Below are 8,253 nucleotides of genomic sequence, written 5' to 3' on the forward strand. Positions count from 1 at the left end.
GAGATCAGACAGTCACGCGCTTCCACTTTGCATCGAGGTGAAGAATTGAAGGTAGCTTCATTTTAGTGCATGCCGTTCACTAACCGCGCTGATGTTCGTCGCCGGTGTACGGCGCGTTGCCGACGTCAACCGGCAGCCGTGCACAGGTGTCATTCGGCCAGCTCCGTTCGCACGGAAGCTGAGGCGCAGTATGCGTGTGAACTTCGATTTGGATCCCCTGATGGTTCGCTCTGACGTGTTCCTGACACTGACTCCCGGCGTCGGTAGAGCCATCGTGTCGGCATTCTGCACGGGCCTGATCGGCGTCGGCCTGGCCCGCTTCGCATATACGCCGCTTCTTCCAGCCGTGGTCGAGGCGCATTGGTTTGCGCCCGCCGCCGCCGCCTATCTTGGTGCAGCCAACCTGGCCGGCTATCTCGCTGGCGCGTTTCTCGGACGTCCCCTGTCGCGAAACTTCGCCGTTGTCACGCTGCTGCGGGCGATGATGCTTGCGGCGACGGCGTCTTTCTTCGCCTGCGGATTTCCGCTCGGCTTTCTCTGGTTCTTCCTCTGGCGATTTGCGGCAGGTTTTGCCGGCGGTGCCATGATGGTGCTTGCTGCCCCGACGGTGCTTGCGCACGTCCCAGCGAACCGCAGAGGCATTGCAGGCGGGTTAATTGTCATGGGCGTCGGAACCGGAATCGTTGCGTCCGGCACGCTGATCCCGCTTCTTTTGCACTACGGAGTGCAGCAGGCTTGGATCGGCCTCGGCGTTCTGTCCGCCGCGCTGACGGCTCTCGCCTGGAACGGCTGGCCAAAAGGGCCCTTGCCTCAGACGTCAGCAGCGGCGCATGTTCGGCCACCGCCATCGCGTGTGCTTCGCGCGCTCTACCTCGAATACGCGCTCAACGCCGGCGGTTGGGTTCCACACATGCTGTTCTTCGTTGATTACGTGGCAAGAGGATTGGGCAAAGGCGTTGTGATGGGCGCGGAGTTCTGGGTCGCGTTCGGACTGAGTGCCACGCTCGGACCGCTCCTGGCTGGACATGTTGCCGATCGCATCGGCTTTCGCCCAGCGCTCCGGTGTGCATTCTTGCTGCAGATCTTCGCAATCGCCATTCCAGCGCTCAACGTGACGAGCGCTCCATGGCTCTTCGCCTCAAGCATCGTCATCGGCGGCTTCGTCACCGGGACCGTTACGCTCGTCCTCGGTCGCATTCACGAGCTGCTGCCGCAGCACCCTGACGAGCAGAAGGCTGCTTGGAGCGTTGCGACGATTGCATTCGCGCTGTGCCAGGCTATCGCCGCCTACGGTCTTTCATTTGTGTTCGCGCGCAGCGGTGGCGACTATCAAGTCCTGTTCCTGATCGGCGTCGTCGCGATGACCTTGTCCTTGCTGATCGATCTCGCAGCATCCGAACGCGCGCGCTGATCAATCTTTGCAAAGCAGTATTCCCGGATGCCCTGCGTTTCCGAGGTCACGAAATTGCAAAGGTGAATCAAGTATTAGCGGCCCTGCAGGGATGTGGGGGCCAATGTAGGCCGCGTAAAATTCTTCTCAAAGATCGATCCCGCAATGCCGCCTCGCAAGCCACCGCAACCTTGAAAGCTGTCTTCGGCTTTCGGTGAGCTGTGGTCCTCGCAAATGTGGAGCGCCGCGCCAATGTCTATGACGATCATCGGAGACAACTCGGGTTCGAATCTCACGCCGTATGCGAGCCCAGCCCGCGTGCGCGCGGCGGGAGTTGATCCACGATCGGCAAAATCAGTGTCACGCAGGGAGTCGCCCAATAACGCCGTCACCGAAATCATCAACCCAGCGCGACAAGACATCGCCGCCCTGCTGGGCGAGTCGAGTATCGACAACACGGCGCGTGTCGAGCGGCCCATGTCCATCGCTGCTATTCGCGCGGCGTTCAACGCATTCTGAGCGGCCGCGAGGGTCGCTCATCAAACAGCCGTCGCGATCGTTTCGGCTCTGCGGAGCCCGAGCCAACGACTGATTGCCGGAATACGCCGGAGCACCAGGGCCTCGAGCAACAACACTAAGACGAGCGTGGCCGCGAACATCGGCATGTACACCGCGAGAGCGACGACCGACGCAATGAGGGCAAAACCGGTTGCTGGCCTTTGCAATGCCATCGGCGCACCAAGCACCCCTTGCGGGCGTCGTTTCCACCAAGTCATCACCCCCGAAACGGAGAGAAGAACGAGGAATACCGCGGTCAACGTGCCGATGATCTGGTTGGCGAGGCCAAACAGCATGCCTTCGTGTACAGCGACGCCATAACCGATCGTCTGATCGATCCAGTGGCGGTCGGCGAAGTTCTTCCGTTCGAGCAGCTCTCCTGTTGCGCCATCGACCTTCAGATCGGCGCGCAATGGCCGGTTCGCGGCTTCCGAGGTAACGGACCACGGTCCGCCCTCCCTCTTCGGCGGCGATATCGCGACCGGCGGGGCGAGCGTTAGAGGCACCGCGGTATCGATCACGCGTGGAAGCTCCCCGCTCCGGACGGCAGGCAGATCGCCGCGAGGAGCCATATGCATCGCGTGCTCCATCGGCATCGACATTTCTTTGGGAGCCTTGCCGCCGATGGTCCAATCGACCGGACCGCGCGCGGTCCCGGTGAGCTGGCGAACTTCCATGAGATATGTGCCCCAGCCCTTCGCCCAGGGGAGGCCCGTCAGGATCAGAATGAGCGCAAAGACAGAAACCCAGAATCCGGCCGTCGCGTGAATGTCCCGCCAGAACATGCGGCCGCCTCGCGTGAGACGGGGGTAAAGCACGCCCGCCAGCCCCGTGCGCCCTCGCGGCCACCACAGATAGATGCCCGTCAGCAGCATCACGATCGTCCAACAGGCGGCGATCTCGACGAGGTAGCTTCCCCACGCGCCGGCGAGAAGTTCGCCGTGAAGATGGAAGATCAAGCGGAACGGCCGGCTTTCTTCTTCCTGGACGCTCAGGACCTGCAGCGAACGCGGATCGACATACACGCGCGACAGGACACCGTCCTTATCGACCAGTACCCGGATCGCCGAGGTCGGCGTCGCGGGAAGGAAATACTTTCGCAGTTGCGATCCCGGAACCGCCGCGACCGCTGCTGCAACTTGAGCATCAGGAGTGGCCAGGGAACCTTGGGTCGACAGCGTGTCGTATGGCCTGTCGAGCCAAGCTTCGATCTGAGGACGCCAGAGATAAATGGCCCCGGTGCAAGAGAGCCAGATCACGAAGGGCACGCAGAACAGTCCGGCATAGAAGTGCCAGCGCCAAACTGCATTGTACAAACGAGTATTCATGGCATCATTTCATCGGGATACGGGTGGAAAGGGCGGGACAACGACGGGTCTCATAGCGGGGTTGCCCGCGCGCCTATAGCCCGATTGGGCGCGCCCGGCACTGCGGCCGATTTCAAGGCAACTCGGGACGCGTCAAAGCGAAAATGAACAGCGCGCTCGCTGCCGCCGACGCGAGGGTGCGCACGTGGTTCCACTGGGTCCAGGTTGCCACATAGCGCGTCCAAAGCAGCGCGCTGTCCGGGCTGCCGGGATCCGTCACCGCCAATGCGTCGTTCAGCGGAACGTTAAACAGGATCGTGACGACAAACATGCCGATGACGTAGATGGCTGCGCCTGCGAGCGCCGGTGCGGAACTCGAGTTGCCCCAAGTCAAAAAAGCAAGAACGGCCAGGGCCAAGCTCGCCAAGCTCGTGCCGAAGAAAAGCGGCATGAAAAGCGATCGAACGATGTCAACGTTGATCGCGTTCATCGCGGCGATGCCGGCGGCTTGATCGATGCGCCCAAGGGATGCCATCACGAATGCAGAGAAAGCAAAATACACGCCCGCCATCACCCCGCAGCCGACGGCGAGAAACCAGAGCAAGATAGTTGTCATCAGCTGGAGCATGGATGGACCGATCCCGTATTGATCGACTGGGACCACATAGCATGGGTTCGGTCCTGCGGGCGATCGCGATCGTCGGATGGAACGCGCGTCAGTATTTCAATATCGCAAGGCCGGAGATGAGAACACTGCTCGCCATTTCGCTGACGGCGATGTTGTCGGCCTGTGCCGACGCGGGCACGAGCGCGTCCGGCGTTGCCGCCTTCCAGGACGGAAAACCCATCGTCGTTCAGCGCGCGCAGTCGCCCGACTATGATTATGTGATCACGATCAAGAATACGGGCGGGTTGAGTTTCAACCCTGATGATCAGGCGGCGCGTGACCGCGTAGCTCTCAGCGTCCTGAAGGACCAATGCGAAGCGCCCGAGATCATCAAGGAAAGGGCGCTGAGTTCAGGAGAACTTTTCGGCGGCGGTTCACGCACGTACGAAATTCTGGTGAAGTGTTGAGGCCAACACGCAGCCCGAGCCAAAGCTAATCGTTCTGACCCGGGCGCGAGGCGATGCGCTACTTCTCGGCTTTCGCTACCTTGTCGGCCTCGACGGCTTTCGTCTTTCCACCCGAATTCGCCGGACGCTCAGTTGGCAATCTCTTGCCTTCCTTCTGGGTCTCGTGGTGCTTGCCACCCGGCGGGTCCGAAGCGATTGTGGGATCATTGTAATTCGTTTTTGCAGACATGACGGTCCTCCTGTGATGTGAGCAGCAACGATCCTCACGTTTGGTCCGTTCCCCTAAGTGTCCGCCGTTATTGCAGAATCGAGGCCGCGGGATCGCCGTGCGCGATAGCGGTCCCGTCGCTGAAAATTGATGCATGTTATTTTTTGAATGTCGTCATCCGCCCGTATCGGCGATGTACTATGGTGTGCACGGATCGACCTCTCGGAACTGCGCATTTGAGGGCCGCATGCTCCGCCTCGCAATTAAAGCTTCCGCAGTGAGCGTTCTCATGTTCGCGCCGGGCGCCATCGCGCAGCAGCCGTCGAAGCCATTGTCGAACGAAGAGATCTCCAAGCTTCTGGAGCAGATATCGAAGCGCGCGCAGACAAAACCGTTGCCGCTTTGTGGCGGCGGCGGTTCATTTGAAACCTGTCGCTTGTTCGCAGTGCCAACTCCTCCGAGCGCGACGTCGCCTTTCACGTCTCAGAAGTTCGAGCTGCCCTCTTTCAAACCAGCGGAGCAGGCTGCTCAACCGGCTCCTCCAGTCGCGCCCGCCGCTCACAGTCCGGTGACGGTCGCATGCCCCAAAGATGATCATTTCCACTCGTGCAACGTCGTAAGCAGCCTCGCTGAATTGGGGCCTGGCCAGGTCGGCGCCACCCTCTACCTCGGCGGCAGCCGCTCCGCCGATCTTAGCCGGCGCGCATCGGAGGGGCTTCTAACGTCATCCGAACTCAAAGGTCTTCTTAGCGAAAAGACCATCGGTCTCTTGCCGGAGGCGGTCGAGACGTCAGCAGCGGATCGCGCGGTCGGTGTGCTGGCGAGGTCCGGGATCGCCAAGGCTGGCCGCGGAGCGGCGGTCGTCGGCGTCGCGCTGATGACCTACGCCGCCTATGAATACTTTTTCGGAACCGACAAGATCCATTTGTTTTGACCGAGTACGAGCTGTTGCGGGAAAGTCCGGAAGCCCGACGCAAAAGCGTATTTCCCAGTCGTGAACTCGTGCAAATTCTCGATGATAAGAAACTTTTCAGCGAGCCTCTCATTGGACTTGGTTTCTCCGGGCTGGTTCCGCGCGTGGGGGCGCCGCAGGAACTCCGTTTCCCCATCGTCCGCAAAAAGCGCGTTGATGAATACGGCTTGAGCGTCAGCGTATATGCCGATGCTTCACAGCTACCAGAGAATTCCGGAGACGATTTTTTCTATCAAGAATACGTTCGCGGATCGGATGAATACGCCACGCACGCCATCTGCGTGGATGGCAAGGTAGTTTATTCAAGTACGTACAAGTATCTTTTTGGCGCCGATACCCACGTCAAATCCTTTGCCTCCTTCCCTGATACAACGTTGGATCTCGGAGGCTATCTGATGCCAGAGCTATCGGACATATTGGCCGAGATTCGCTATACGGGTTGCGCTTGTTTCAATTACAAGCTTCGAGACGGCGTGCCGATGATATTTGAACTCAATCCCCGCGTTGGCGGGTCATTTACGCGAGCAGCCGAAGCCTATCTCAATGCTTACATGCAAGCGGTCCGGCTGAATAACATCCGCCTGCGGGAGTATGGCGAAAGGCCCCTGCCGTCCGTCGCAGCAGCCATACTTTAATCCGGCGACACCGGGCCCGCTCGATCAGGCCGGGCGATCGGTGGCGGAGAGAGTGGGATTCGAACCCACGGTGGACTTGCGCCCACGCCGGTTTTCAAGACCGGTGCCTTAAACCACTCGGCCATCTCTCCAATACGGAACAGCTGCGGCGCTCTGTTCACAGGGCGTTAACAGGTCTGTTCCGGATCGCTCCTCCTAGCGGGTTCCTTCCCAGGGCTCAAGCCCGGACGCTTAACTTGATCCTAAGCTGCATTTGTCATCATTCCGGCAAGCTTCGGCCACCCTTGTCCTGTCTTATGTGGGGAAGGGTGCGCTTGGGCGGGCGTAGCGTATCGAGTTGGGTTTGCGTACATGGAGAGGGGCCTTTCAGCCGGCCTGACCTGCCGCCTGCTTGCGACGGGCGCAGCCGCGCTCTTATCCGCGTGTTCCGGTGATCCGTCTCCGCAGTCGCTGACCGGCGTTTCGCGTGCAACTTTCTCAGAAAGCGAATACGGCGTCAGCAGCAGCCCACGCGTTGCCTCGAACGACGTACCTAAAGGCGGCGGAAGCTTCAAACTCGGTGCGCCATACAAGGTGGCAGGCCGCTGGTATGTTCCCCGCGACAATCCCGGTTACGACGAATACGGAGTCGCGTCCTGGTATGGCGCGGATTTTCATGGGCGGCGAACGGCCAACGGCGAAGTCTTCGATGCCAACGCGCTGACGGCGGCGCATCCGACATTGCCGCTCCCGTGCTATGTGTACGTGACGAATGTCGACAACGGCCGAACAATTCTAGTGCGCGTCAACGACCGGGGTCCCTACGTCAATGACCGCCTGATCGATATGTCTTATGCTGCAGCCAAGCAGCTCGGGTACGTTTCGAAAGGTCGGGCCCGCGTGCGTGTGCGCTACGCCGGTCTTGCGCCTTTGAACGGCGACGATCGCCGCGAACGGCAGTACCTCGCCTCCCAGCAGTATCAGCAACAATATCAGCAGCAGGATCGTGGCTGGAACCAGTCGCCGCAGCCCGCTCGACAATACGCTTCTGCGGAAGAACAGACATCGGGTTTCGCGCCTGATGCCTCCGATCGCTGGGATGCGAACGCCTATCGGGCCTCACTCGCAGGCAAGCCGGTGCCGCAGCCCCCTGCGGCGGCGCGCCGTTCGCGCACGTTCGTTCAGACGGCAAGTCTCGGCGACCCGGACGCTGGAAGTGGGCGCATGGCGCTCGCCGCCCCTCAGGACCAAACGGATACGCAAACCGAGGCGTTCGATGCGCAGCCATTTGCGCCCGCGCGGCCCTATAACGGGGAACAATCCTACGAGCGCCAGTCAACGTCCTCGTATTCGCAAGGCTCAGGCCGGGCTTATGTCCAGGTTGGCATTTTCCGCGACAGATCGAACGCCGAGCGGCTCCGCCGTGAATTAGGTTCGCTTGGACCGGTGGAAGTCGCGCCGGTACAAGTTGAGAGCGGCGCGCAAGGCTATCGCGTGCGGGTCGGACCGTTCTCGCAAAGCGAAGTCTCTCGCGCACAGGGCCGGATTGCGACCTATGGTGTCGCAAACACCGCAATCGTCTTCGATTGATCGACAAATCGCCCTTGCCGTTAACGCGGCGTTGACCATGTCTCGGTGGGATTGGATACTTCGGCATCCTTAGTCGCGTCGTCTTTCCGGACGGCACAGAACAGGCGCAGTACGGGCGATGTGGTACAAGCGGAGCAGCTGGCTTGCCATTCTCGCGATGGCCAGTCTCATCCTGGCAACGATGCGCGGGGCCGAGGCGGCGGAACCCGCTTTCGCGACGAAAGCTCCCCACGCCATTCTCATGGACGCGGCCACGGGCGGCGTACTCGTCCAGCAAAACGCCGACGAACTCATTCAACCGGCGAGCATGAGCAAGCTGATGACGCTTGCCGTGCTTTTCCGCGCGCTCAAGGAAGGGCGCATTCACAAGACCGACGAATTCACGATGAGCGTCAACGCCTGGCGCAACGGCGGCGCGCCGTCCGGCACGTCGGCGATGATGGTTCCCGTCAATACCAAGGCAACCGTCGACGAACTCATCCAGGGCATCGCGATCCAGTCGGGTAACGACGCTGCGATGTGCGTTGCCGAAGGGATGG

At 60.7% G+C, this 8,253-nt stretch carries 10 protein-coding genes and 1 tRNA gene; 7 read left to right on the top strand and 4 right to left on the bottom strand.

The window, feature by feature from the left end:
• Window positions 1-220 precede the first annotated feature (220 nt).
• Both EKK30_RS09765 and EKK30_RS09770 read left to right on the top strand, forming a co-directional pair.
• Window positions 221-1,411, top strand: coding sequence for a YbfB/YjiJ family MFS transporter (locus EKK30_RS09765; protein ID WP_290983962.1), 1,191 nt, complete (start codon window positions 221-223; stop codon window positions 1,409-1,411).
• Between the two features lie 231 nt (window positions 1,412-1,642).
• Window positions 1,643-1,909 carry a hypothetical protein gene (locus EKK30_RS09770; RefSeq protein ID WP_290983965.1) on the top strand — a complete coding sequence of 89 codons (267 nt, stop codon included), beginning with the start codon at window positions 1,643-1,645 and terminating at the stop codon, window positions 1,907-1,909.
• Window positions 1,910-1,929: 20 nt separating this feature from the next.
• Here the strand turns inward: EKK30_RS09770 and EKK30_RS09775 are convergent, their stop codons facing one another.
• The gene (locus tag EKK30_RS09775; RefSeq protein ID WP_290983968.1) at window positions 1,930-3,276 is read right to left on the bottom strand and encodes a PepSY domain-containing protein; all 1,347 of its coding nucleotides are present in this window, start codon (window positions 3,274-3,276) and stop codon (window positions 1,930-1,932) included.
• 112 nt (window positions 3,277-3,388) lie between these two features.
• A complete protein-coding gene (locus EKK30_RS09780; RefSeq protein WP_290983971.1) occupies window positions 3,389-3,883 on the bottom strand; it encodes an anthrone oxygenase family protein in 495 nt (164 codons plus the stop codon).
• A gap of 41 nt (window positions 3,884-3,924) precedes the next feature.
• Here EKK30_RS09780 and EKK30_RS09785 point away from each other — a divergent pair, with 41 nt between their 5' ends.
• On the top strand, window positions 3,925-4,329 hold the full coding sequence (locus EKK30_RS09785) for a hypothetical protein (protein WP_290983974.1): 405 nt from the start codon (window positions 3,925-3,927) through the stop codon (window positions 4,327-4,329).
• A 58-nt stretch (window positions 4,330-4,387) separates the two neighbouring features.
• Here the strand turns inward: EKK30_RS09785 and EKK30_RS09790 are convergent, their stop codons facing one another.
• The gene (locus EKK30_RS09790; protein ID WP_290983977.1) at window positions 4,388-4,558 is read right to left on the bottom strand and encodes a hypothetical protein; all 171 of its coding nucleotides are present in this window, start codon (window positions 4,556-4,558) and stop codon (window positions 4,388-4,390) included.
• A gap of 226 nt (window positions 4,559-4,784) precedes the next feature.
• Between EKK30_RS09790 and EKK30_RS09795 the strand changes: the two genes are divergently transcribed.
• Both EKK30_RS09795 and EKK30_RS09800 read left to right on the top strand, forming a co-directional pair.
• Entirely contained in the window at window positions 4,785-5,471 is a 687-nt protein-coding gene (locus EKK30_RS09795) for a hypothetical protein (protein WP_290983980.1), read from the top strand.
• On the top strand, window positions 5,468-6,145 hold the full coding sequence (locus EKK30_RS09800; RefSeq protein WP_290983983.1) for a hypothetical protein: 678 nt from the start codon (window positions 5,468-5,470) through the stop codon (window positions 6,143-6,145). Before EKK30_RS09795 ends, EKK30_RS09800 begins: the two co-directional genes overlap by 4 nt.
• A 41-nt stretch (window positions 6,146-6,186) precedes the next feature.
• Here EKK30_RS09800 and EKK30_RS09805 read toward each other — a convergent pair.
• Window positions 6,187-6,276 (bottom strand) — tRNA-Ser (locus EKK30_RS09805).
• Window positions 6,277-6,496: 220 nt separating this feature from the next.
• On the opposite strand from EKK30_RS09805, the gene EKK30_RS09810 reads away from it, so the two are divergent.
• Both EKK30_RS09810 and EKK30_RS09815 read left to right on the top strand, forming a co-directional pair.
• Window positions 6,497-7,714, top strand: a complete 1,218-nt coding sequence (locus EKK30_RS09810) for a septal ring lytic transglycosylase RlpA family protein (protein WP_290983986.1) — start codon at window positions 6,497-6,499, stop codon at window positions 7,712-7,714.
• A gap of 118 nt (window positions 7,715-7,832) precedes the next feature.
• Window positions 7,833-8,253: D-alanyl-D-alanine carboxypeptidase family protein (locus EKK30_RS09815; RefSeq protein WP_290983989.1), on the top strand; the 421-nt coding region annotated here is incomplete at its 3' end.

The sequence above is a fragment of the Hyphomicrobium sp. genome (assembly GCF_003987855.1).
In the GTDB taxonomy this organism is placed as follows: Bacteria; Pseudomonadota; Alphaproteobacteria; order Rhizobiales; family Hyphomicrobiaceae; genus Hyphomicrobium_B.